20 protein-coding genes are annotated in these 22,401 nt (G+C 66.9%); 11 read left to right on the top strand and 9 right to left on the bottom strand.

Annotation, left to right across the window (positions count from 1 at the left end):
* Positions 1-24: 24 nt before the first annotated feature.
* Genes fadD3 through G6N18_RS18845 form a run of 5 tightly spaced genes read left to right on the top strand, consistent with a single transcriptional unit; the run spans position 25 to position 5,784 of the window.
* Positions 25-1,596 carry a 3-((3aS,4S,7aS)-7a-methyl-1,5-dioxo-octahydro-1H-inden-4-yl)propanoate--CoA ligase FadD3 gene (fadD3, locus tag G6N18_RS18865; protein WP_083004776.1) on the top strand — a complete coding sequence of 524 codons (1,572 nt, stop codon included), beginning with the start codon at positions 25-27 and terminating at the stop codon, positions 1,594-1,596.
* The gene (locus G6N18_RS18860; RefSeq protein WP_067222366.1) at positions 1,596-2,720 is read left to right on the top strand and encodes an acyl-CoA dehydrogenase family protein; all 1,125 of its coding nucleotides are present in this window, start codon (positions 1,596-1,598) and stop codon (positions 2,718-2,720) included. The genes fadD3 and G6N18_RS18860 overlap by 1 nt, the downstream gene beginning before the upstream one ends.
* 4 nt (positions 2,721-2,724) lie before the next feature.
* On the top strand, positions 2,725-3,681 hold the full coding sequence (locus G6N18_RS18855) for an acyl-CoA dehydrogenase family protein (protein WP_083004772.1): 957 nt from the start codon (positions 2,725-2,727) through the stop codon (positions 3,679-3,681).
* On the top strand, positions 3,678-4,619 hold the full coding sequence (gene ipdE2, locus G6N18_RS18850) for an acyl-CoA dehydrogenase IpdE2 (RefSeq protein WP_083004769.1): 942 nt from the start codon (positions 3,678-3,680) through the stop codon (positions 4,617-4,619). Before G6N18_RS18855 ends, ipdE2 begins: the two co-directional genes overlap by 4 nt.
* Before the next feature lie 52 nt (positions 4,620-4,671).
* Positions 4,672-5,784 (top strand): pyridoxal phosphate-dependent aminotransferase, encoded by a 1,113-nt coding sequence (locus tag G6N18_RS18845; RefSeq protein ID WP_083004826.1) that lies wholly within the window; start codon positions 4,672-4,674, stop codon positions 5,782-5,784.
* 7 nt (positions 5,785-5,791) lie between these two features.
* Here G6N18_RS18845 and G6N18_RS18840 read toward each other — a convergent pair whose 3' ends face one another.
* Genes G6N18_RS18840 through G6N18_RS18825 form a run of 4 tightly spaced genes read right to left on the bottom strand, consistent with a single transcriptional unit; the run spans position 5,792 to position 11,302 of the window.
* The gene (locus G6N18_RS18840) at positions 5,792-7,249 is read right to left on the bottom strand and encodes an HNH endonuclease signature motif containing protein (protein ID WP_083004765.1); all 1,458 of its coding nucleotides are present in this window, start codon (positions 7,247-7,249) and stop codon (positions 5,792-5,794) included.
* Positions 7,250-7,302: 53 nt separating this feature from the next.
* Positions 7,303-9,198, bottom strand: a complete 1,896-nt coding sequence (locus G6N18_RS18835; protein ID WP_083004762.1) for an acetoacetate--CoA ligase — start codon at positions 9,196-9,198, stop codon at positions 7,303-7,305.
* On the bottom strand, positions 9,195-9,941 hold the full coding sequence (locus G6N18_RS18830) for a 3-hydroxybutyrate dehydrogenase (RefSeq protein WP_083004758.1): 747 nt from the start codon (positions 9,939-9,941) through the stop codon (positions 9,195-9,197). The genes G6N18_RS18835 and G6N18_RS18830 overlap by 4 nt, the downstream gene beginning before the upstream one ends.
* A complete protein-coding gene (locus G6N18_RS18825; RefSeq protein WP_083004754.1) occupies positions 9,938-11,302 on the bottom strand; it encodes an MFS transporter in 1,365 nt (454 codons plus the stop codon). Before G6N18_RS18825 ends, G6N18_RS18830 begins: the two co-directional genes overlap by 4 nt.
* 70 nt (positions 11,303-11,372) lie before the next feature.
* Between G6N18_RS18825 and G6N18_RS18820 the strand changes: the two genes are divergently transcribed.
* Both G6N18_RS18820 and G6N18_RS18815 read left to right on the top strand, forming a co-directional pair.
* Entirely contained in the window at positions 11,373-12,338 is a 966-nt protein-coding gene (locus G6N18_RS18820) for a LysR family transcriptional regulator (RefSeq protein WP_083004750.1), read from the top strand.
* Between the two features lie 10 nt (positions 12,339-12,348).
* On the top strand, positions 12,349-13,116 hold the full coding sequence (locus G6N18_RS18815; RefSeq protein ID WP_083004747.1) for an alpha/beta fold hydrolase: 768 nt from the start codon (positions 12,349-12,351) through the stop codon (positions 13,114-13,116).
* Positions 13,117-13,127: 11 nt separating this feature from the next.
* Here G6N18_RS18815 and hsaB read toward each other — a convergent pair whose 3' ends face one another.
* The 4 genes from hsaB to hsaA are packed head-to-tail and all read right to left on the bottom strand — an operon-like array spanning position 13,128 to position 16,683.
* The gene (hsaB, locus tag G6N18_RS18810) at positions 13,128-13,694 is read right to left on the bottom strand and encodes a 3-hydroxy-9,10-secoandrosta-1,3,5(10)-triene-9,17-dione monooxygenase reductase subunit (RefSeq protein WP_067222334.1); all 567 of its coding nucleotides are present in this window, start codon (positions 13,692-13,694) and stop codon (positions 13,128-13,130) included.
* A 2-nt stretch (positions 13,695-13,696) separates the two neighbouring features.
* Complete coding sequence (gene hsaC / locus G6N18_RS18805; RefSeq protein ID WP_067222332.1) at positions 13,697-14,599, bottom strand: iron-dependent extradiol dioxygenase HsaC; 903 nt, start codon at positions 14,597-14,599, stop codon at positions 13,697-13,699.
* A gap of 2 nt (positions 14,600-14,601) precedes the next feature.
* Complete coding sequence (hsaD, locus tag G6N18_RS18800; protein WP_083004743.1) at positions 14,602-15,486, bottom strand: 4,5:9,10-diseco-3-hydroxy-5,9,17-trioxoandrosta-1(10),2-diene-4-oate hydrolase; 885 nt, start codon at positions 15,484-15,486, stop codon at positions 14,602-14,604.
* A 12-nt stretch (positions 15,487-15,498) separates the two neighbouring features.
* A complete protein-coding gene (hsaA, locus tag G6N18_RS18795) occupies positions 15,499-16,683 on the bottom strand; it encodes a 3-hydroxy-9,10-secoandrosta-1,3,5(10)-triene-9,17-dione monooxygenase oxygenase subunit (RefSeq protein WP_067222324.1) in 1,185 nt (394 codons plus the stop codon).
* A 204-nt stretch (positions 16,684-16,887) separates the two neighbouring features.
* On the opposite strand from hsaA, the gene G6N18_RS18790 reads away from it, so the two are divergent.
* Positions 16,888-17,946 carry a ferredoxin--NADP reductase gene (locus tag G6N18_RS18790; protein WP_083004822.1) on the top strand — a complete coding sequence of 353 codons (1,059 nt, stop codon included), beginning with the start codon at positions 16,888-16,890 and terminating at the stop codon, positions 17,944-17,946.
* An 81-nt stretch (positions 17,947-18,027) separates the two neighbouring features.
* Positions 18,028-18,528 (top strand): hypothetical protein, encoded by a 501-nt coding sequence (locus tag G6N18_RS18785; RefSeq protein ID WP_179962452.1) that lies wholly within the window; start codon positions 18,028-18,030, stop codon positions 18,526-18,528.
* A gap of 111 nt (positions 18,529-18,639) precedes the next feature.
* Here G6N18_RS18785 and G6N18_RS18780 read toward each other — a convergent pair whose 3' ends face one another.
* Positions 18,640-20,766 carry an acyl-CoA dehydrogenase family protein gene (locus G6N18_RS18780; RefSeq protein ID WP_083004736.1) on the bottom strand — a complete coding sequence of 709 codons (2,127 nt, stop codon included), beginning with the start codon at positions 20,764-20,766 and terminating at the stop codon, positions 18,640-18,642.
* A gap of 199 nt (positions 20,767-20,965) precedes the next feature.
* Here G6N18_RS18780 and kstR point away from each other — a divergent pair, with 199 nt between their 5' ends.
* Both kstR and otsB read left to right on the top strand, forming a co-directional pair.
* Complete coding sequence (gene kstR, locus G6N18_RS18775; RefSeq protein ID WP_059101642.1) at positions 20,966-21,646, top strand: cholesterol catabolism transcriptional regulator KstR; 681 nt, start codon at positions 20,966-20,968, stop codon at positions 21,644-21,646.
* 2 nt (positions 21,647-21,648) lie between these two features.
* The gene (gene otsB, locus G6N18_RS18770; RefSeq protein ID WP_067222312.1) at positions 21,649-22,401 is read left to right on the top strand and encodes a trehalose-phosphatase; all 753 of its coding nucleotides are present in this window, start codon (positions 21,649-21,651) and stop codon (positions 22,399-22,401) included.

Below are 22,401 nucleotides of genomic sequence, written 5' to 3'. Positions count from 1 at the left end.
ACTTGCTTTGTTAGAGGAGCATCGATGACTGGCGATCGGCGGACCATTCCGGAGGTCTTGAACCGGATCGCCGACCGGTTTTCCGACCACAACGCGCTGGTCACCGCCGGCAATTCGACCGGGGATCGCACCGTCACGTACGCCGAACTGCGCGACGAGGTCCGCCGCGCGGCCGCGGCGATGATGCAGCTCGGGATCAAGTCCGGTGACCGTGTCGCGATCTGGTCACCGAACACCTGGCACTGGGTGGTCGCCTGCCTGGCCACCCACTATGCCGGCGGCGTGGTGGTTCCCTTGAACACCCGCTACACCTCCAGCGAGGCCGCCGACATCCTGGCGCGGACGGGTGCACCGTTGCTGTTCGCGTCGGGCGAGTTCCTCGGCGCCGACAAGGCCGCCTCCCTCGATCGTGATGCTCTGCCCGACCTCAAGCACGTCGTGCGCGTGCCGATCGAGAAGGACGACGGCACCTGGGACGAATTCGTGGCTGAGGGAGAGGACCTCGACGAGGTCGACGCCCGCGCCGCCGCAGTCGCACCCGACGACGTGTCCGACATCCTGTTCACCTCGGGCACGACTGGCCGCAGCAAGGGCGTGCTGTGCGCGCACCGACAGTCGCTCGACGCATCCGCCGCGTGGGCCGCCTGTGGTCAGCTCACCAGCGACGACCGCTATCTGTGCATCAACCCGTTCTTTCACAACTTCGGCTACAAGGCGGGCATCCTGACTTGCCTGCAGACCGGAGCGACGCTCATTCCTCAGCTGACATTCGACCCGGAGCAGGCGATGGCCGCGGTGGCCGAGCAACGCATCACCGTGCTGCCCGGTCCGCCGACCATCTACCAGACGCTGCTCGATCACCCGAAACGCGCCGACTACGACCTGAGTTCGCTGCGCTTCGCGGTCACGGGGGCGGCGACGATCCCGGTCGTGTTGATTGAACGCATGCAGAACGAACTCGACATCGACATCGTGCTGACGGCGTACGGGCTGACCGAGGCCAGCGGGTTCGGCACGATGTGCCGTGCCGACGACGACGCGGTCACCGTCGCCACGACGTCGGGGCGGCCGATCGCGGATTTCGAACTGCGCATCGACAATCCGGATGAGTCGAGCGCCGGCGAGGTGTTGCTGCGCGGCCCGAACGTCATGCTCGGCTACCTCGACGATCCCGAAGCAACCGCGGCGGCGATCGACTCCGATGGCTGGTTGCACACCGGCGACGTCGGTACCGTCGACGAGAACGGCAACCTGCGCATCACCGACCGGCTCAAGGACATGTACATCTGCGGCGGGTTCAACGTCTACCCTGCCGAAATCGAGCAGGTGTTGGCCCGCCTCGACGGTGTCGCCGAAGCCGCGGTGATCGGGGTACCCGACAAACGACTCGGCGAGGTGGGCAAGGCGTTCATCGTCACCAAGTCCGGCACCGAACTCGACGAAGAGACCGTAATCGCTTACTGCCGGCAGCATCTGGCGAACTTCAAGACACCCCGGTCGGTGGAGTTCCTGGCTGCGTTGCCGCGTAACCCCGGCGGCAAGGTGGTCAAGCCCCGTTTGCGCCAACAACACAATGAGAGGGCTGGATCTTCCTGATGGACCTGAATTTCGACGACGCCACCTTGGCCTTCCAAGCCGAGGTACGCCAGTTCCTGGCGGACAACAAGGACAAGTTCCCGACCAAGTCCTACGACACCGCCGAGGGTTTCGAAGAGCATCGACGTTGGGACAGGGTGCTTTTCGACGCCGGGCTGTCGGTGATCACCTGGCCTGAAAAATACGGTGGCCGCGACGCGTCCCTGCTGCAGTGGGTGGTCTACGAGGAGGAGTACTTCCGCGCCGGCGCGCCGGGTCGCGCCAGCGCCAACGGCACTTCGATGCTGGCGCCGACGTTGTTCGCGCACGGCACCGAAGAACAGCTCGACCGCGTGCTGCCGAAAATGGCCAGCGGCGAGGAGATTTGGGCGCAGGCCTGGTCGGAGCCGGAATCCGGCAGCGATTTGGCTTCCCTGCGCTCGACCGCGACCAAGACCGAGGGCGGCTGGCTGCTCAACGGGCAGAAGATCTGGAGTTCACGGGCGCCATTCGGCGAGCGGGCGTTCGGTTTGTTCCGTTCCGATCCGGAGGCGCAGCGCCACAAGGGCCTGACCTACTTCATGTTCGACCTCAAGGCCGACGGCGTCACGGTGCGTCCCATCGCGCAGTTGGGCGGCGACACGGGATTCGGCGAGATCTTCCTCGACGACGTGTTCGTTCCCGACAACGATGTCATCGGCGAAGTGCACGACGGGTGGCGCGCAGCGATGAGCACCTCGAGCAACGAGCGCGGTATGTCGTTGCGCAGCCCCGCCCGGTTCTTGGCGCCGGCTGAAAGGCTGGTGGCCGAATGGGCCAACGACCGCGACCCCGCGTACGCCGACCGGGTCGCCGACGCGTGGATAAAGGCACAGGCTTACCGGTTGCACACGTTCGGGACCGTAACGCGCGTCGCCGCAGGCGGTGAGCTGGGCGCCGAGTCCTCGGTGACGAAAGTGTTCTGGTCCGACCTCGACGTCGCGATCCACCAGACCGCACTCGACTTGCGCGGCGCCGACGGTGAGCTCGCCGACAAGTGGACCGATGGCCTGCTGTTCGCTCTCGGCGGCCCGATCTACGCCGGTACCAACGAGATCCAGCGCAATATCATCGCCGAGCGCCTCCTGGGGCTTCCCCGAAAGTAGTCAGATGAACTTCGAATTGGACGAACAGCAGCGCGACTTCGCGGCGAGTATCGACGCCGCGCTGGGCGCCGCCGATCTGCCGGGTGCGATCCGGGCGTGGGCGGCCGGTGACACGGCGCCCGGCCGCAAGGTGTGGGCGCAGCTGACCGACCTCGGCGTCACCGCGCTCGTGGTCCCCGAGAAGTACGACGGGATCGAGGCGCACCCGGTGGATCTTGTGGTCGCCGCCGAACGTCTCGGTCGGTGGTGCGTGCCGGGTCCGGTCGTCGAATCCATCGCAGTCGCACCAGTTCTGCTCGCCGTCGACGAGCGCAGTGCCGCGCTGGCCGCCGGTGAGCTCATCGCCACCGTCGCCCTGCCACCGCATGTGCCGTACGCCGTCGACGCGGATACCGCCGGACTCATCCTGGTGGCCGACAACAACGAGGTGCGCGACGGCGCTGCAGGCGCGCAGCACGAGTCCGTGGATCCGAGCCGGAAGCTGTTCGAGGTCAGCGCTTCCGGCGACGCGAAGAAGGCCGACGTCGCGCGAGCGTACGAATTCGGCGTGTTGGCGACGGCAGCGCAACTGGTCGGTGCCGGGCAGGCGATGCTCGACATGTCGGTCGAATACGCCAAGCAGCGCACCCAGTTCGGCAAGGTGATCGGTACCTATCAGGCGATCAAGCACAAGCTCGCCGACGTGCACATCGCCGTCGAACTGGCCCGCCCACTGGTGTACGGCGCGGCGCTGTCGCTGGCCGACCATTCACCCGACACCGCGCGCGACGTCAGCGCCGCCAAGGCCGCCGCGGCCGACGCGGCACTGCTGGCGGCCCGTTCGGCCCTGCAGACCCACGGCGCCATCGGCTTCACCCAGGAACACGACCTGTCATTGTGGTTGCTGCGCGTGCAGGCGCTGCGCTCGGCGTGGGGCGACCCGGCGGTGCATCGCCAGCGGGTATTGGAGGCGCTGTCATGAGTGAAGAACGTCAACTCCTGCGCGAGACGGCCGCCGCGCTGGTCGACAAGCACGCATCACCCGCGGCGGTCCGCGAGGCGATGGAATCCGAACGCGGATACGACGAGTCGCTGTGGAAGCTGCTGTGCGAGCAGGTCGGCGCGGCGGCACTCGTCGTGCCCGAGGAACTCGGCGGCGCGGGCGGTGAACTCGCCGACGCCGCCGTCGTGCTCGAGGAACTCGCCAAGGCTTTGGTACCGACCCCGCTGCTCGGCACCACACTCGCGGAGTTGGCACTGCTGGCCGCGGACGAACCCGACACCGAGGCGCTCGAGGGGCTGGCTGAGGGCACCCGGTTGGGCGCCGTCGCTTTCGATGCCGACCATGTGGTCAACGGTGACATCGCAGACGTGGTGATCGCCGCCAATGGCGATCGGCTGACCAGGTGGACGCGGTTCACCGCCCACCGGGTCGACGCGATGGACCTGACGCGACGGCTGGCGCGCGTCGAAGCGCAGGACACCGCGGACATCGCCGCCGACCCAGGCCTCGCCGACACCGCCGCGCTGTTGCTTGCCGCCGAGCAGATCGGCGCGGCGTCGCGTTGCCTCGACCTCACCGTGCAGTACACCAAGGACCGGGTGCAGTTCGGCAGGCCCATCGGCAGTTTCCAGGCGCTCAAGCATCGGATGGCGGACCTGTACGTCGCGGTGCAGTCAGCGCGCGCGGTCGTCGACGAGGCGATCGCCGCGCCGTCACCGACATCCGCAGCGCTGGCCCGGTTTTCGGCCAGCGAGGCGTTCACCAAGGTCGCCGGCGAAGCCGTGCAGATGCATGGTGGCATCGCGATCACCTGGGAGCACGACATCCAGCTGTACTTCAAGCGCGCGCACGGCAGCGCGCAGCTGCTCGGACCGCCGCGGGACTACCTGCGGCGGCTCGAATCCGAAGTGCTTTAGCGTTAGCAGCGTGAGCATCTCGCTGCGGTCGGGGATCCCGCCGTTCTACGTGATGGACGTGTGGCTGGCCGCCGCGGAACGCCAGCGCAGCCACGGCGACCTGGTGAACCTATCCGCCGGTCAGCCCAGCGCGGGCGCCCCCGCCGCCGTCCGTGCCGCGGCGAAAGAGGCGCTGGACACCACCGTGCTCGGCTACACCGTCGCGCTGGGTATCCCGGAACTGCGTGCGGCCATCGCCGGCCAGTACCTCGCCCGGCACGGTCTCGTCGTCGACCCGAACGACGTGGTGATCACGACCGGTTCGTCGGGCGGCTTCCTGTTGGCGTTCCTGGCCAGCTTCGACGTCGGCGACCGGGTCGCGATCGCCAGCCCCGGCTACCCCTGCTATCGCAACATCCTCTCGGCGCTGGGCTGCGAAGTCGTCGAGATTCCCTGCGGCCCCGAGACCCGCTTCCAGCCGACGGTTCAGATGCTCGCGGCGCTCGATCCGCCCGTGCGGGGCGTCATCGTGGCGAGCCCGGCCAACCCGACCGGCACGGTGATTCCGCCGGACGAACTGGCGGCGATCGCGTCGTGGTGCGATACGGCCGGAGTGCGGCTGATCAGCGACGAGGTGTACCACGGGCTGGTCTACGAGGGTGCGCCCGCAACCAGTTGCGCATGGCAGACGTCGCGCAACGCGATTGTCGCCAACAGCTTTTCGAAGTACTTCGCGATGACGGGGTGGCGGCTGGGCTGGCTGCTGGTGCCGCAGGAACTGCAGCGTGCGGTGGACCGTCTGACGGGCAACTTCACGATCTGCCCGCCGACGCTGCCGCAATTCGCCGCGGTCGCGGCGTTCACCCCGGAGTCGATCGCCGAAGCCGACGCGCTGCTGCACCAGTACGCCGCCAACCGCCGGCTGCTACTGGACGGCCTGCGAAGGCTCGGCATCGACCGCCTGGCCCCGACCGACGGCGCGTTCTACGTGTACGCGGACGTCTCGCATCTGACCACCGACTCGTTGTCGTTCTGCTCGAAGCTGTTGGATGACACCGGTGTTGCGATCGCACCGGGTATCGACTTCGACCCAGCACGCGGCGGTTCGTTCGTGCGGATGTCGTTCGCGGGACCGACCACCGATATCGACGAAGCGTTGTACCGAATCAGCTCCTGGTTGAGCTGATCTGGCCTCAGAAGGGTACCTCTTCGTTCGGTGGGTCTGAGTTGTTCTCCGCGCGTTCGCCTTTGATGCGCTGAAGGCGTGCTTTGGCGCGGGTTAGCTTACGCAGTGGCATCTTCAGCTCACGCTGCGGCCCCAGCGGAGGTGGCGCGGTGTACGGAAGATCGGCTGTGGTGACATCCCAGTCTGGGAACAAGTTTCGACACCCCGGACTTGTGGTGTAGGTATGTCCGGTCGGTGCAGTCCACGTCGCCGTGCCGTCAGGGTCGAGCACCAATGACCAGTCCGGGACGAGAAACGTCTTGCGTAAATGGTCGCGGCGGCACAGACAGACCAGATCCGAAGCGTGGGTCTTACCTGTCGGGTACGGGGTCACATGATCGATATCGCAGCGATCGGCGGGCACCCGACACCCCGGTGCGCGACAATGCAGATCGCGGGCCCGGATGAAGGCGGCCAGCTTCGCCGATGGCCGGTAGCGTGGCTCCGGATCCGGGTCCGTCGGCGTCGGTAGGGGACAGAGTTTGGCGCCGTTGCCAATCATTTCGGCCAGCAACGGGGTGGGTACCACGGTGCTGTCAGACATGACGGCAGTCCCGTTGTCGGCGCGCGAAGTTCCTGAACACGCGGTGTCCCGCTCGGCGGCAGCAAGATAGGCCCTCGCGGTGTCGACGGCTTTCTCATCGGCGAGCACATTGATCACGACCGGCGACTTCGGCGCCGGGTTATCGGCCACCGGACATGCCGGCGAGCCACAGCCACAGATCAGGTGCCGGTTGCCGGCCATCACCGCGTAGAACGCATCCGAGCGTCGCTGTGCGACAGTGCGGGGATCGTCGGCGCAGACGGTGCTCGCCACCGCGGCGACGACCTTGCCGACGAACGCGGCCTGATCCGCCGGCAACTTCCCGTAGACGGTGGTCAGCCCGTCTTCATCCTCGTGAGCGCCGACGACGAAATCGCGGCCCTTTACGCGGCGTTTGACGGTGATGACCGCATCGGCGTCGTACTGATAGATCAGAGCATCCACCGCGGCGACAATGTCGTCCTGGGACAACGGACCCCACTCGATGGCCCGTTCCGCCAGAGCGGAATCCACGGCGGCCCACACACCGCCGTCGACGATGTTGCGGGTCCGCCACGTCAGGATCGACACCACTCGCTCGGACAACTGTCCCTTGCCGAACAGGGCTGCCACCTTCGGGAGGCGATCGCGTAGGGCCTCGGCGATCCGCATCTGGCCACAGGCTTTGGCATAGCTGATCGTCATCGCCGCACTCACTTCCGCGGCCACCTCCGCCCACGGATCAAAGGCGTAGGCGTAGCGGGGGTCGGCACCCTCGTCGGGGAACCGGCGAGCCATCAACTCGCCGATAGCCGCCAATCGCAGCGACGCCGCCGACGCTTCGGCGCGCACAGCATCGCCGATTGTGGAGACCAGCCCCGCCTCGTCGATTCTGTCGAACACGTGTTCGACGCTAGCGCACCACTATGACAAGAGTTGGCCCGCGGATCCGTGCGCTACCGCTTCTGCGTGACGTACCAGTCGAGCAGATCGGGGTCGTCGACGGCGCTTCGCTCGACCACCTTCGCGGCGTCTGCACCCTGGAACAGTTTCTTGATCGGCACCTCGAGCTTCTTGCCCGTGCGGGTGTGCGGAACGCCTGGCGCAGCGATGATTTCGTCGGGCACGTGTCGTGGCGACACCTCCTCGCGAATGGTGCCCTTGATGCGGTCGCGTAGGTCGTCGGTCAGTTCCGCATCGTCGGCCAGCACCACGAACAAGGGCATCCAATACCCGCCGTCGGGCTGGTCGACGCCGATGATCAACGCTTCGGCGACCTCCGGCAACCGCTCGACCGCCTGGTAGATGTCGGCGCTGCCCATCCGGATGCCGTGCCGGTTGAGGGTGGAGTCCGACCGACCGTGCACGATGACGCTGCCGTGGTCGGTGATCGTGATCCAGTCGCCGTGGCGCCACACACCGGGAAACATCTCGAAATACGCGCCGCGATAACGCGACCCGTCGGGATCGTTCCAGAACCCGACCGGCATGGAGGGCAGCGGCTTGGTGATCACCAACTCCCCGACGTCGTTACGCACCGGCTTGCCCGACTCGTTCCAGGAGTCCAGCGCACACCCGAGATACGGCGCCGACAGCTCACCCGGCCACACCGGGACGGTGCGGACTCCACCGATGAACGCCGACACCACATCGGTGCCCCCACTGATCGATGACACCTGCACCTGCTCACCCACGTTGTCGCGCAACCACAGTGACGACGACGGCGGCAGCGATGATCCGGTGATGCCGACCGTGCGCAACGCCGACAGATCATGCTCCTTACGCGGCACCGCACCGGCCTTCGCGCAGGCGAGCACATATCCGGGGCTGGTTCCCAGCACCGTGGCCTTCACGCGAGCCGCGATGTCCCACAGCGTATCGGGCCGTGGGGCGCTCGGGCTGCCGTCGTAGCAGACGATGGTCGCTCCGACGAGAAGCCCCGCGACCTGGAAGTTCCACATCATCCAACTCGGGCTGGTGTACCAGAAGAAGGTGTCGTCGGGTCCGATGTCGGATTGCAGTGCAATGACTTTGAGGTGTTCGAGTAGAACGCCGCCATGGCCGTGCATCATGCCCTTGGGCAGTCCGGTGGTACCCGACGAGAACAGAATCCACAGCGGATGAGCGAAGTCGACCGGTGTCGAGGTCAACTCCGCACCGTCCGAAGCGGTCAGTTCCGAGGCCATCACGGTGGCGCGCAGGGTCGGCAGGCCGTCCTGCAGCGTAGCGATGTCGCGGCTCTTGTCGTGGAACTTGCCGCCGTAGGTGTAGCCGTCGGCGGTCACCAGCACCGTCGGTTCGAGCTGTCCGAGCCGGTCGAGGGCGGCCTTGGCCGAGTAGTCCTGGCCGCAGGCGCTCCAGATGGCTCCGATGCTGGCGGTGGCCAGGAACGCGATCACGGCTTCGGGAACGTTGGGCAGGTATCCGATGACCCGATCACCGGCGGTCACCCCGAGCGAGCGCAACTTCTGCGCGAAAGCTGCGGTGCGACTCAGTAACTCGGCCCAGGAAACCTCGGTGACCCCGCCGCCTTCGGCGAGATAGAGGATCGCGGGCCGATCGGTTCGGGCGTTGCGCACCACCTGATCCACGTAGTTGAGCTGCGTTCCGGGAAACCACTGTGCGCCGGGCATTTCGGCGGTGGCGAGCACTGTGTCGGGCCGGTCGCCGAGGCCGAAGTAGTCCCACAGCGCTGCCCAGAACGCGTCCGGGTCGTCGATCGACCATTGCCACAGTGACCGGTAGTCGGGTAGGTCGAGGCCGGAGCGCCGCCGCACGAACCGCGCGAAGTCGGTGACCCGCGCGTCGGCGATGTCGGCCTCCGTGGGCGTCCATTGCGCAGCGGGAGTCATCGGGCGCTCCAGCCGCCGTCCATCGTGTACGACGCCCCGGTCACCATCCCCGCGTCCGGTGAGGTGAGCCAGATGACCAGCGAGGCAACTTCTTCGGGTTCGACAAGTCGCTTGATCGCACTCTCCTTCAGCAGAATGTCGGAGACCACCTTATCCTCGTCGATCCCGTGGGTGCGGGCCTGATCGGCGATCTGTTCGGTCACCAGCGGAGTTCGCACATAGCCCGGGTCGACGCAGTTGCTGGTGACGCCGTGTGGCGCGCCCTCCAACGCGGTCACCTTCGACAGTCCCTCGAGCCCGTGCTTCGCTGTCACGTACCCACTCTTGTACTCCGAGGCGCGCAGGCCATGCACCGACGAAATATTGATGATGCGCCCGAAGTTCTGCTCGTACATGTGCGGCAGCGCCGCGCGGATCAACAGGAACGGCGCTTCGAGCATGAGTTGGAGGATGAAGCGGAAGCGCTCGGGCGGAAACTCGGCGATCGGGCTGACGTGCTGCACCCCGGCGTTGTTCACCAGGATGTCGGTCTGCAGCCGAAGTTCCTCGAGCGCCGAGACGTCGGAAAGATCGACCACCCACGGCTTTCCACCGATCTGCTCGGCGATCGCCTTGGCGCTGGCGTCGTCGCGATCGGCCACGGTGACCGTCGCCCCTTGCGCAGCCAAAGCGCGGGCGCATGCGGCCCCGATCCCACTCGCACCTCCGGTGACCAGCGCGGTGCGGCCGTCGAGGTCGCTCATACGACACCCGCTTTGGCCAGTTGCTCACGGTCGGCCGCATCGAGCGTCGCGAGATCGAGCCCTTTGGTTTCGCGGGTGAACAACGCGGCCACCAACGTGATCACCGAGGCGCCGGCGAGATAGAGCGCGATCGGAACCGCCGAGTCGTACCTGGCGAGCAGCCAGGTGGCGATTGCCGGCGCCAGCGACCCGGCGACGATCGACGTCACTTGATAGCCAAGGGAGACACCGGAATACCGCATCCGGGTCGGGAACATCTCGGCCATGATCGCCGGCTGCGGCGAGTACATCAGCGCATGGATGACCAGTCCGAGGATGACCGCCGCCATGATCAGCAGGTAGGAGCCGCTGTTCATCATCGGAAATGCGAAGAAGCCCCACGTTCCCCCGGCGATCGCACCGACGATGTACACCGGCCGCCTGCCGAACCGGTCGGACAGCCGGCCCACCTGGGGGATCACCAGGAAGTGCACGGCGTGCGCGACAAGCAGCCACCACAGGATGTCGCTGGTGTCGGCGCCGACGTGCGTCTTGAGGTAGACGATCGAGAAGGTGACCACCAGGTAGTACATGATGTTCTCCGCGAAGCGCAGACCCATCGCGGTGAAAACGCCACGAGGATAACGCCTCAGGACCTCGAACACGCCGTACGAGACGGCCTTGACGCGCTCCACTTCCTCCTGCGCGGCCAAGAAGATCGGTGCATCGCTGACCTTGGTGCGGATGTAGTAGCCGATCAGCACCACCACCGCGGACAGCCAGAACGCCACCCGCCACCCCCAGGACAGGAACGCCGCCTCCGGCAGCAGTCCGGTCAGCATCAGCAGCACGACGGTGGCGAGCATGTTGCCGACGGGCACCGCGGCCTGCGGCCAGCTAGCCCAGAATGCACGCTTGTCGTTCGGACAGTGCTCGGCGACGAGCAGGACCGCTCCGCCCCATTCGCCGCCGACCGCGAAGCCCTGAAGGAACCGTAGAACGACGAGCAGGATCGGCGCCCATACCCCGATCTGCGCGTAGGTCGGCAGGCAGCCCATGAGAAACGTGGCGGCCCCGACGAGCAGGATCGCGAACTGGAGGAGCTTCTTGCGCCCGTACTTGTCACCGAAGTGTCCGAAGACCACCCCGCCCAGCGGGCGCGCGACGAATCCGACTGCGTAGGTCAGCAGGGCCGCGATGAGTCCACTCGCCTCGCTCATGCCTTCGGCGAAGAACACCTTGTTGAAGACCAACGTGGCGGCGGTCGCGTAGAGGAAGAACTCGTACCACTCGACGACCGTGCCGGCCATCGAGGCGACCACGACGCGTTTGAGGCCCGTCGGGACCGGCGCGTCGCTGCTCGCAACGTTGGTGACATCCATCGCGCACTCCTTCAGCTGTGATGGCACGCACAGACTTTGTGAGTATTCACGCAGGTACCCACGGCTAGCAATGGCGAAAAGTGCAGGAGGCATCTGCGAAAATGCAGTTGTGCCGCCTCCGATGACCCAGCCGTCGGGTCGACGGCCGAGCGCCGACGACCTGCTCGTGTTGCTGGCGGTCGGCCGGTCCGGCCGGTACAAGACCGCCGCCGAGGAGCTCGGACTCAACCACACCACGATCTCGCGGCGCATCGCCGCACTCGAGGAGTCGGTCGGCGGACGGGTCTTGGCGCGCGGCGCGGGCGGATGGGAACTCACCGACCTGGGCCGCGACGCGCTGGCGGCCGCGGAGGTCATCGAGTCGGCCGTGCGGTCGCTGGCCGTCGACACCGCAGGCGGCCGCGCACTGGAAGGCGTCGTGCGGATCTCGGCGACCGACGGCTTTTCCGCGTACATCGCAGCACCGGCCGCAGCTCACGTTCAGCGTCGGCATCCGAAGGTGGCGGTCGAGCTCGTCGCGACGACGCGACCCGCCACCCAGCAGAGGTCCGGTCTCGACGTGGAGGTGGTCGTCGGCGAACCCAAGGTGCATCGGGCCAGGGCGATCAGGCTCGGCGATTACTGCCTGGGCCTCTACGGCGCCCGCGACTACCTGGCCGAGCACGGCACGCCGACCAGCATCGCCGACCTCGAGCGCTACCCCCTGGTCTACTTCATCGACTCGATGCTGCAGGTCGACGACCTCGATGTGGCGGCGAGCTTCGCGCCCGCCATGCGCGAATCCGTCACCTCCACAAACGTTTTCGTGCATGTGGAAGCGACCCGCGCGGCCGCGGGCATCGGGCTGCTGCCCTGTTTCATGGCCGACCGGCACGACGATCTGGTCCGCGTGCTGCCCGGCCAGGTGGCGGTCCGGCTGACGTATTGGCTCGTCACCCGCGCAGAGGCGCTACGCCGACCCGAGGTGGCCGCCGTGGTGGAGGCGATTTGCGACCGCATGCGCGAGCAGCATGATGTGCTGCTGGGCAAGGTCTAACGTCGTCAGCATGCCGTTCGTCGACCATCCGAAGGGCCGCGCCTACTACCGCCACTGGCCGTCTGCCGAACCGCGCGCCGCGGTGATCTTCCTGCACGGCTTCGGCGAGCACTCCGGGCTCTACCACCGCTTCGGCTTCGCGCTCAATGCCGCGGGTATCGATCTGTGGGCGGTCGACCAGTTCGGCCACGGCCTGAGCCCGGGCACCCGCGGGGACTTCGGGTCGATCGAAGACAGCTCCGGCCTCGCCGATGCCGTGACCGATGTCGCGGAGACCGCACGGCCTGGACTGCCGTTGATCGCTGTGGGGCATTCGTTCGGCGCCATCGTCACGCTGTTCCGGCTGCTGGAACAGCCGGACCGCTATCAAGCCGGAATCGTCTCCGGCGCTCCGTTGGTGGCGACGCCCGCGATGGTCGACAGCGACACCTCACTCGAGCTCGAACCGAGCTGGCTGTCCGAGGACCCGTTCTACCTCGACCTGCTGGAGAACGATCCGCTGGCGTTCGTCGACGCCGACGGTGCGGCACTGACGCGGGAACTCGACAGGGCCTGGGACCGATTCGGCGCCGCCCTGCCGGAACTCACGGTGCCGACTTTGGCGGTGCACGGCTCGAACGACGCCATCGCGCCGGTCGGCGCGGTGCGGGCGTACGCCGAGCAGATCGACGCGCTGCATCTCGCCGAGTTCGCGGGCGCACGCCACGACATCCTCAACGAGACCGTGCACCGCGAGGTCACCGCAGCGGTGGTGGATTTCGTCAACGAGCGGTTGTAAGCCCGGACCTGTCAGAGCCAGGTGTCGTCGGTCGTGGCGGTCAGGAACGCTTCGAGGTCGTCGCGCCAGTGCGCGGGCGTGTTCTTGTCCGGCTCGATGCCGGTGTACTGCCCGCGGTAGAACAACAGCGGCCGCGGCTTCTTGTGCGGCACGTCCGACATCGAGTGCACGGAGCCGAACACGACGTAGTGATCGCCGCCGTCGTGCACCGAATGCACCGAGCAGTCGATGTGCGCGAGGGTGCCTTCGATGACCGGTGAGCCGAGTTTCGAGGGTGCCCAATCGATTTCGGCGAACTTGTCAGGCTCCTTCGAGCCGAATCGCGCCGAGACGTCCTTCTGGTTCTCGTGCAGCACGTTTACGCAGAAGTTCCCGCTGGCTTCGATCGCCTGCCATGACCGCGACATCTTCGTCGGGCAGAACAGCACCAGTGGCGGATCCAGGGACAGCGCGGCGAACGACTGGCAGGCGAACCCGACCGGCGCGCCCTCGTGCACCGTGGTGATCACCGTGATGCCGGTGCAGAACTGGCCCAGCACGTTGCGGAACGTGCGCGGGTCGATCGGTTCGGCCGCCACCGTTACTTGAAACCAACGCTGAAGTCGTGGCCCCACAGGCTCACCGCGGTGCTCTCCCGCGCGACCCAGTCCTCGTTGTCATCGACCTTCAAACCCTCGCAACCGAATTCGACGTCGAAGCCGCCCGGGGTCTTCATGTAGAAGGACAGCATCTTGTCGTTGACGTGGCGGCCCAGCGTCGCCGACATGGGCACCTTGCGGCGCAGCGCGCGGTCCAGGCAGAGCCCGACGTCGTCGGCCTCGCCGACCTCGACCATCAGATGCACGATGCCGCTCGGCGTCTCACCCGGCATGAACGCCAAGCTGTGGTGCCGCGGGTTGACCCCGAAGAAGCGCAGCCATGCGGGCGCACCGTCGGCCGGCCTGCCGACGAGCTGGGGCGGCAGCCGCATCGAGTCACGCAGGTAGAAGCCCAGCACGTCGCGGTAGAAGTGCAGAGATTCGGCGTCGTCGCGGGTGGTCAGCACCACGTGGCCCAGACCCTGCTCCTCGGTGACGAACTTGTGGCCGTAGGGGCTGACGACGCGGCGGTGCTCGAGCGCGACGCCGTGGAACACCTCGAGCGTGTTCCCCGACGGGTCGTCGAACCGGATCATCTCGTCGACCCGGCGTTCGGCGAGCTCGGCGGCCGAGGCCTCTTTGTAGGGGACGCCTTCGATGTCGAGCCGGTTGCGGATGTCCCGCAGTTGGGCGGCGTTGGCGGTCTCCCAGCCGGATTGAAGCAGCCGATCGTGCTCACCGGGAATGATCACCAGGCGGGCCGGGAACTCGTCCATCCGCAGATAGAGCGCACCCTCTGTCTGTCCGGAGCCCTCGACCATGCCGAGCACCTTGAGGCCGTATTCGCGCCACGCGGCGACATCGGTGGCCTCGATCCGAAGGTAGCCAAGCGATTTGATGCTCATCATTAGCTCCCGAGGAAGTCGATGGTCAGCTTGTTGAACTCGTCGAATTTCTCCAGCTGCGCCCAGTGGCCGCACTGCCCGAAGACGTGCAATTGCACGCGAGGAATCTGTTTGAGCGCGACCAACGCGCCATCGAGCGGATTGACGCGGTCCTCCCGGCCCCAGATCAGCAGCACCGGCTGACGCAGCTTGTACACCTCGCGCCACATCATGCCGAGCTCGAAATCCGCACCCGCGAACGACTTCCCCATCGCCTTCGCCGCGGCCAGCGACTCGGGCTGGCTGGCGATCGCGAACCGCTCGTCGATCAACTCGGGCGTAACCAGGTTCTGGTCGTGGACCATGATGCGCAGGAACTTCTCCAGGTTCTCGCGTGTCGGCTCGGCGGTGAACCTGCCCAGCAGCTTGACACCCTCGGTGGGATCCGGGGAGAACAGATTGACCGACAGCCCGCCCGGGCCCATCAGCACCAGCCGGCCGGCCCGCTTGGGATTGTCCAGTGCAAAGCGCACCGCGGTCCCGCCGCCGAGTGAATTGCCTACCAGCGCAGCACGTTCGATGCCGAGATGGTCGAACAGGTTGAGCAGAGCGGTCGCGCTGTAGCGGTTGTACTGCTCGTGTTCGGCGTGCTTGTCGGAGTGTCCGTAGCCGGGCTGGTCGACGGCGATGACATGGAAGTGCCTCGCCAGCACCGCGATGTTCTTGGAGAAGTTCGACCAACTCGACGCGCCGGGCCCGCCGCCGTGCAACAGCACCACGGTCTGCGAGTGGCCGACACCAGCTTCGTGGTAGTGCAGCCGCATGTCGTCGCGCACCTGCGCGTACCGCGACGTCGATTCGAAGGTGACCTCGACCTGCTGCTCGGTCTCCTGGATGTATGAGGTCATCAGGCCTTCCCGTTAAACCATCGTGTCCTGCGGCGGCAGCCCGAACTCGTTGTTGCCGAAGATCAGGTAGGCGCGTTCCGGGTCGTTGGCGGCGTGCACCCGTCCGGCGTGCGCGTCGCGCCAGAACCGTTGCACCGGAGCGTCGTTGTTGAGTGCGGTGGCACCGGATGCCTCGAAGAGCCGGTCGATCGAGGCGATCGCGCGGCCGGTCGCCCGGACCTGGTCGCGGCGGGCGCGGGCGCGCAATTCGAACGGGATCTCCTGGTCCGCCGTGAGCAGTGCGTATTCGTCGCCGACATTGCCGATCAGCTGACGCCAGGCGGCGTCGATGTCGCTGGCGGCCTCGGCGATCCGGATCTTGGCGAACGGATCATCCTTGGCCTTCTCCCCCGCGAACGCGGCGCGCACCCGCTTGCCCTGATGCTCGACGTGAGCGTCGTAAGCACCGTAGGCCATGCCGACGATGGGAGCCGAGATCGTGGTGGGATGCACAGTCCCCCAAGGCATCTTGTAGACAGGCGCGGTGTTGGTCTGCAGCCCGCCCGCGGTGCGGTCGTTCATCGCCTTGTAGGACAGGAAGCGGTGCCGCGGCACGAACACATCCTTGACCTTGAGCGTGTTGCTGCCGGTCCCCTTGAGCCCGACCACATGCCACACGTCGTCGATCTCGTACTCGGTGCGCGGGATCAGAAAGCTACCGAAGTCGACGGGCTTACCGTCCTTGATCACCGGGCCTCCGACGAACGTCCATGTGGCGTGGTCGCATCCCGAGGACCAGTTCCAGGAGCCGTTGACGATGTAGCCGCCGTCGACGACGGTGCCCGCACCCATCGGCGCGTACGACGAGGAGATCCGCACAGCGGGGTCGTCGCCCCAGACTTCTTCCTGGGCCTGCTGGTCGAACAGCGCGAGATGCCAGTTGTGCACACCGATGATCGAACCGACCCAGCCCGTGGAACCACAGGCGCTGGCGAGCCGGCGCACCGCCTCGTAGAACAGCGTCGGATCGCACTGCAGGCCGCCCCACTGCTGCGGCTGTAGCAGCTTGAAGAAGCCGACCTCGTTGAGCTCGTTGATCGTCTCGTCAGGAATGCGACGCAGGTCCTCGGTGGCTTGCGCGCGTTTGGCGATCAGCGGCAAGAGGTCGTCGATCCCGGCTAGGACCGACTGCGCGTCACGCTGTTCAATGGACGTCACTGATGTGCCTCCCGGATAGGACGGACTGCGATGAGCACTCACACCAAGCGCGAATCGCTTAGCCGTCAGATTAGAACACGTTACGATTCGTGTCGAGTAGGGCATACCTGTGACGGCTGGACCAGCGCACATGCATTTCTGTAACCTGTTCTAGTTATCGGCCTGAATCGGCGGAATCGCCGGACGTGAAAGGTGGACGCGAAAGTGACCGACGAGCCGCTCGGCAGCCATGTGCTCGAGCTGGAGCTTGCCGACGTCGTCGAGGAGACGGGCGACGCGCGCTCGCTGGTGTTCACCGTGCCCGCCGGTGCCGAGATCCCGGCTGAACGGCTGCGGTACGCACCCGGGCAGTTCCTGACGCTGCGCGTGCCCAGCGAGCGGACCGGATCGGTGGCCCGCTGCTACTCGCTGTGCAGTTCACCCTTCACCGACGACCGGCTGACCGTCACCGTCAAGCGCACCGCCGACGGCTACGCATCCAACTGGCTCTGCGATCACGCGCACACCGGCATGAAGGTGCACGTGCTCGCGCCGTCGGGCACGTTCGTGCCCAAGACACTGGACACCGACTTCCTGCTGTTGGCCGCCGGGTCGGGGATCACGCCGATGATGTCGATCTGCAAATCGGCACTCGCCGAGGGCAGCGGCAAGGTTGTTCTGATCTACGCCAACCGCGACGAGAACTCGGTGATCTTCGGCGCGGCGCTGCGTGAACTGGGCGAGAAGTACCCCGAGCGGCTCGTCGTCGTGCACTGGTTGGAGACGGTGCAGGGGCTGCCGAGCGCGGCGGCGCTGGCCACGCTGACCGCCCCGTACACCGGCCACGACGCGTACATCTGCGGGCCGGGTCCGTTCATGGCCGCGGCGGAGGAGGCCGTCAAGGGCGCCGGAATGCCGGCCGAGCGGGTGCACCTCGAGGTGTTCAAGTCGCTGGACTCCGACCCGTTCGCCGCGGTGGTCATCGAGGAGGACGACAGCGACGAGGGCCCGGCCACCGCGATCGTCACGCTCGACGGCGAGAAGCACGAGGTTCGGTGGCCCCGCAACGCCAAGCTGCTCGACGTGCTGCTGGACAAGGGCCTCGATGCGCCGTTCTCCTGCCGTGAGGGCCACTGCGGCGCCTGCGCGGTGCTCAAGAAGAGCGGCGAGGTCGAGATGGATGTCAACGACGTGTTGGAGCAGTCCGATCTCGACGAGGGCCTGATCCTGGGCTGCCAGGCGCTGCCACGCTCGGATTCGGTCGAAGTCACCTACGACGAATAGCGTGCGGGCTAGCATTCGCCGCACGACCGAAAGGGAGAACCAGTGAAGCGGTGCGCCGGCGTTCTGGCCGTGGTATCGGCGATGTGGTTGGCTGTTGCGCTCGTCGCCCCGACCGCGTCCGCGGCGGTCGACACCGCTGACGTGTCGATTCCGGTCGACCCCGCCACCTCCCTGGAGATGCACTCGACCGCCAATTGCATCGCGGCCGAGGCCAAGTGCCTGTTCGACGCGCGCGCCAACCTTCGCCGCGGGCCCGACATCCTCGGCTTCCCGGGCGACCTGTGGGCCCGCCAGACCACCACGCTGCGGACCATGGACCGCGGCGTGTACATCAACTTCAATTTCGATGCGCCGAACACCCGGTCGTTCAAGTCGCTCACCGATGTGGAGTTCACGACGATCTACTTCGGCGGCGGACCGCCGGAGAAGTTCCAGTTCCGCGGAATCGCTTGGCCGGTCGACGCGCGCACCGGCGGCCCGCGCACCGACGTCCCGCTGATCGTGTGCTCACACATCCAGGTGGTCTACGCGGGAGTGAACGTCACCTCCCCCGACGCCTGCGCACAGGCCGCGTTCAGCTAGGCGACTGCTGGGAATCCTGCGTAAAGCACGCGCGGCGCACTTAACGGGTTAATTACAGCCACCAGGTGCGTGCGATCAACCCGTTAAGGGACCACACGACTGCCACCACCCCTAGCGGGGCAGGCCGAGCAGCCTTTCGCCGGCGAGGGTGAGCAGGATCTGCTCCGTGCCGCCCGCGATCGTCAGGCAGCGGGTGTTGAGGAAGTCGAACACCGTGGGGTTCTCGACCACGCCGCCGCCTTCGGACAACTCCATCCGAATCTCGGCCAGCGCCTGTCGATAGCGCACCCCGATCAGCTTGCGCGCGCTGGCCTGCGGTCCCGGATCCTGGCCGCCAACAGCGAGTTCGGCGATCTTGCGGTCCAGCAGCGAGCCGACCTGAGCCGCGACGATCAACGAGCCCAACTGGTCCTGGCCGGCCGCATCGAGATCGAGCGTGGCCACCTGCTTGAGCAGTTCCTCCATCGGATTGCCCAGTGCGGTGCCGTGTGACATCGCCACCCGCTCGTTGGCCAGCGTGGTGCGTGCCAACCGCCAGCCGTCGTTGACCTGCCCGACGACCATCTCGTCGGGGACGAAGACCTCGTCGAAGAAAACTTCGTTGAACAGGTTGTCGCCGGTGATCTCGCGCAGCGGCCGGATGTCGATGCCCGGCGACTTCATGTCGACCAGAAAGTACGTGATGCCTTTGTGTTTGGGCGCATCCGGGTCCGTGCGCGCGAGACACACACCCCACGCCGCCTTGTGCGCCGCCGAGGTCCACACTTTCTGTCCGGTGAGCTTCCAACCGCCATCCACCCGTACGGCTTTGGTGCGCAACGCCGCCAGATCGGATCCGGCGCCGGGCTCGGAGAACAACTGACACCACAACAGCTCGCCCCGCAGCGTGGCCGGCACGAACCGCTCGATCTGCTCCTGCGTGCCGTGCTCGAGAATCGTTGGCGCCGCCCACCATCCGATCACCAGGTCCGGCCGCGACACACCGGCCTTGGCCAGCTCCTGGTCGATCAGCAGCTGCTCGGCGGGGCCGGCGCCGCGCCCGTACGGCTTGGGCCAGTGCGGTGCCTGCAATCCCGCGTCGGCCAGTGCGGCCTGCTGCTTCTCGACCGGCAGCGCCGCGACTTCGGCGACGGCAGAGGCGATTTCGGGCCGCTTGTCCGCGACCGACTCGAGGTCGATGTGCAGTTCGCGACGCACCCCCTGTTGCGTCAACGTGGCCACACGGCGCAGCCAACGCTGCGCCCCGCCGAGGAAGTGCGCGATGCCGTAGGCACGGCGTAGGTACAGGTGCGCGTCGTGCTCCCAGGTGATGCCGATGCCACCCAGCACCTGGATGCAGTCCTTGGCATTGGCCTTGGCCGCGTCGATACCGACGGCTGCCGCCACCGCCGCAGCGATCGACAACTGTTCGTCCTCTTCGCCCACGGCCCTCGCGGCGTCGGCGGCCGCCACGGAGGCCTGCTCTGAGCGCAGCAGCATTTCGGCGCACATGTGCTTGATGGCCTGAAAACTGCCGATCGGCTTGCCGAACTGCTCGCGCACCTTCGCGTATTCCGTCGCGGTCTGCAATGCCCAGCGGGCCAGCCCGGCGGCCTCCGCCGCCATCACCGCCGCCGCGATGTCGATCACCCGTTGCGCCGGAACGTCGACCGCCTCGGCGGGCGCGGCGTCGAGCACGACGCGCGCCAGCGGCCGGGAGAAGTCGGTCGCCTTCAACGGTTCGACCGAGACGCCGCCGGCGCCCGCGTCGACCAGCACGAACTCGTCGCCTGCGGGCAGCAGCAGCACCCCCGCGGCGTCGGCGCCGAGCACGTATTCCGCGGTGCCCGAGGCGCGGCCGTCGGCGAACTGCAGATCCCCGATGAGTGTCACCCCGGCGACCCGATCCCCGGAGGCCAGTGCCTGCAACACCTCGGACTGCTCGGCGGACTGCTCTATCACCAGCGTGGCAAGCGCCGTCGTGGCGATCGGGCCGGGAACCAACGCGGCGCCCGCCTCGTCGACCATCGCGCAGAGGTCGTCGACCGTGCCGTCTGCGCCACCGTGCTCCTCGGGCAACGCGACACCGAAGATCCCGAGTTGGGCCATCCCCGCATAGGGTTGGCGCCAGGCGTCCGGCTGGCCCTGCTCGACGTCGCGCGCCGCCGCGATGGCGCCGGAGGCTGCTGCCCAGTCACGGACCAGCTCCCGTACGGCCGACTGCTCGTCGGCGATGGTCCCCGGGGATGCGAGCGACACCGTCCACTCCTAGCGATTGGGTGAGAAGGCGGTGCTCCTCACTAGAACGTGTTCTAATAGTGCCAGCGATCGAACGTCAAGTCGACCGCCATTACAGCAGGACACGTCGGTGCCAATGCGGGTGTCGAGGTGAGAAAATGAGGATCGGCATGCGTATCGTTTCGAAACGAGAACGCACGACGAAGGAGTTGCCCGCCGCATGTCCGGCCCGTCTCAGTCAGCACCCGCCAGCTCGGGTTCGGCGTCGGATTCGCGACCACGCCAGGTGATGAACGTGGCGGTGCTGTCCGAGTCCGAGCTCGGCTCCGAAGCCCAGCGTGAGCGTCGCAAGCGCATCCTGGACGCCACGCTGGCGATCGCCTCCAAAGGCGGTTACGAAGCCGTTCAGATGCGTGCGGTTGCCGAACGCGCCGATGTCGCGGTCGGCACCCTCTACCGATACTTCCCGTCGAAGGTCCATCTCCTGGTTTCGGCGCTGGGCCGCGAGTTCGAGCGCATCGACGCCAAGACCGACCGCGCAGCGCTGACCGGCGGCACGCCTTATCAGCGGCTGAACATCATGGTCGGCAAGCTCAACCGCGCGATGCAGCGCAATCCGCTGTTGACCGAGGCGATGACGCGGGCGTTCGTGTTCGCCGACGCGTCGGCGGCCGGTGAGGTCGACCATGTCGGCAAGTTGATGGACTCGATGTTCGCCCGCGCCATGAGCGACGGTGAGCCCACCGAGGACCAGTACCACATCGCCCGCGTGATCTCCGACGTCTGGTTGTCGAATCTGCTCGCCTGGCTGACCAGGCGGGCCTCGGCGACCGACGTCAGCAAGCGGCTGGATCTCGCCGTGCGGCTGCTGATCGGCGACGGAGAGCACCCTAAGATCTAGGCGTGCTCCCGGCCGATCTGCAGCGTGCTCTCACGACGGCCGCAGCGACACCGCGGCTGCTCGTCAGCTCCGATTTCGACGGCACCCTCGCACCGATCGTGAGCAACCCGGCCGACGCCCGACCGCTCGCCGATGCCGCCGATGCCCTGGTGTCCCTGGCCGATGTTCCGCATACGGCCAGTGCGTTGATCTCCGGGCGCGCACTCGACGTGCTGCGCGACCTGTCGGGGCTGTCGCCGGCGGTGCATCTCGTCGGCAGCCACGGCGCCGAGTTCACTTCGGGTTTCACACATGACATCGACCGGGAGCTGCTGGACCGGATCACCGCCGAGCTCGACGCCATCGCGGCGGGCCGACCGGGCGTGACCGTCGAAACCAAGCCCGCGAGCGTTGCGTTGCACGTCCGCAACGCCTCGGCCGACGACGGCGAGGCGGCGCTGGCGGCGGCACGTGAGGCGTCGACGGGCTGGGATGTGCAACTGACCGAGGGCAAGGCGGTGCTGGAGTTCGCGGTCATCCAGACCGACAAGGGCGAGGCGCTCGACATTCTGCGCTCGCAGGAGAAGGCCAGCGCGGTCGTGTTTTTCGGCGACGACGTCACCGACGAGAAGGCGTTCCGGCGGCTGGGCGGTGACGATGTCGGGGTGAAGGTCGGCCCGGGCGAGACGCTGGCGGCCTACCGGGTGAACTCGCCCGAAGACGTTGCCGCAGCGTTGAGGTTCCTACTCGAAGCGCGTCAGTCGCACTCGGGTTGA

Origin of the sequence: Mycolicibacterium celeriflavum (assembly GCF_010731795.1) — a bacterium.
GTDB classification, from domain to species: domain Bacteria; phylum Actinomycetota; class Actinomycetes; order Mycobacteriales; family Mycobacteriaceae; genus Mycobacterium; species Mycobacterium celeriflavum.
The sequence above is the reverse complement of the archived record's forward strand: the minus strand, read 5'-3'. Positions and strand labels throughout refer to the sequence as shown.